This window comes from Streptosporangium sp. NPDC006013, assembly GCF_040614275.1.
GTDB lineage: Bacteria > Actinomycetota > Actinomycetes > Streptosporangiales > Streptosporangiaceae > Streptosporangium.
Genome location: NZ_JBEXUE010000908.1, coordinates 1 through 1,653, shown reverse-complemented (window position 1 = coordinate 1,653; position 1,653 = coordinate 1). Strand labels below are relative to the sequence as shown.

The following is a 1,653-nucleotide window of genomic DNA, read 5'->3' as shown; positions in this document are numbered from 1 at the left end:
CGTGCTCCATCCCTGAGGGACTCCCCGTGAGGCCGCGCCGGCGACTGGACTGAGGAGAGCGGGGTCGCGAGGAACGAGCGACCCCGCTCGACGAGGGAAGGAGCCGGATCCCAGCGGCCTCACCGCGACGCGCAGCGTCGCCAGTGGTACAGAGCCGGATAAGAGCGGCCGAACCGCGACGCGTTAGCGTCGCAATCAACGCGGCGGTCCCGAGATGTTCAGGTCGCCGGCGTGGAAGGCGTTCTGGGTCGGCTCCAGGCCGACCCTGATCAGCGACTCCACCACGTCGGCCGCACGGTCGACCAGGAACCCGAGATCCTTGCGCTCGGCGGTGGCGAAGTCACGCAGGACATAGCTCGCGGCGTCCATCCGGCCCGGCGGGCGGCCGATGCCGAACCGCACCCGCAGGTAGTCCTTGGTCGCCAGCGACTTGGTGATCGACTTCAGCCCGTTGTGACCGTTGTCGCCGCCGCCCAGCTTGGCCCTCAGCGCGCCGTACGGGATGTCCAGCTCGTCGTGGACCACGATCACCCGGGCCGGATCGACCTTGTAGAAGTCGGCCAGGGCCTTGACCGGTCCGCCGGACAGGTTCATGAAGGACAGCGGCTTGGCCAGCACCGCGGGGACACCCGCCAGGCGGCCCTCCAGCACCTCCGAGCGCGACCTGTGCGCCTTGAACCGCCCACCGGCGCGCGCGGCCAACTCGTCCAGGACCATGAACCCCGCGTTGTGCCGGTTTCCTACGTACTCCGGCCCGGGGTTTCCCAGGCCCACGACCAACCAGCGGTCCACGATCGGCATCCCCTTCATACGCGCGTCAGGGCGGCCCGGAACCGGGCCGCCCTGACAGATCTAGCAGAGAAAACTACTCGGCGCTCTCGGCGGCCGCACCCTCGGCCGGAGCGGCCTCGGCGGCCTCGCCCTCGGCCGCCGGCTCGGCGGTCGGGGCCGCGGAGATGATCAGGACCAGCGCCTCGGGGTCGGCGGCGAGGGTCGTGCCCTTGGGCAGCTTCAGGTCGGCGGCGGTGATCTGGGTGCCGACCTCCAGGCCCTCGACGTCGACCTCGACGCCCTCGGGAATGTGGGTGGCCTCGGTCTCGACCGAGACGGAGACGAGCTGCTGGTCGAGGATGCCGTCGGCGACCTCACCGGTCACGATGACGGGAATGTCGACGGTGACCTTCTCGCCGCGCCTGACGAGCAGGAGGTCGACGTGCTCAAGGAAGCCCTTGATCGGGTCGCGCTGGACGCCCTTGGGCAGCGCGAGCTCGGCGACCGCACCCTCAAGGCGGATCAGCACGTTCGGCGTACGCAGGGCGAGCAGCAGCTCGTGACCCGGCAGGGACAGGTGCCTCGGCTCGGAGCCGTGTCCGTAGAGGACGACGGGCACCTTGTCCTCGCGACGGATCTTGCGGGCGGCGCCCTTGCCGAACTTGTCGCGGAGCTCGGTGGTGATTACCACTTCGGACATGACTGATCTCCTAGGGATCTCGAAAATCGGAAGATGCGTTCCCCCTCACCCGCCCTAGCGGAAGGCGTTACGAACGCAACCTGACAAGCCTACCGTGCTTACTGCGACGCTGGCGCGTCGCCGACAACCCGTGAGGCCGCGCCGGCGACTGGACTGAGGAGAGGGAGGTTGCGAGGAACGAA

General features: G+C 69.1%; 2 protein-coding genes. Both read right to left on the bottom strand.

Annotated features, from left to right (window positions below):
* Positions 1-195: 195 nt before the first annotated feature.
* A complete protein-coding gene (gene pth / locus ABZ260_RS50815; protein ID WP_350926825.1) occupies positions 196-801 on the bottom strand; it encodes an aminoacyl-tRNA hydrolase in 606 nt (201 codons plus the stop codon).
* 64 nt (positions 802-865) lie between these two features.
* On the bottom strand, positions 866-1,471 hold the full coding sequence (locus ABZ260_RS50810; RefSeq protein ID WP_355633107.1) for a 50S ribosomal protein L25/general stress protein Ctc: 606 nt from the start codon (positions 1,469-1,471) through the stop codon (positions 866-868).
* Positions 1,472-1,653: the final 182 nt, after the last annotated feature.

Bases quoted from the DNA above. Each gene is read 5' to 3' on its own strand.
- ABZ260_RS50810 (WP_355633107.1), bottom strand. From the start codon at position 1,471: ATGTCCGAAGTGGTAATCACCACCGAGCTCCGCGACAAGTTCGGCAAG.
- pth (WP_350926825.1), bottom strand. From the start codon at position 801: ATGCCGATCGTGGACCGCTGGTTGGTCGTGGGCCTGGGAAACCCCGGG.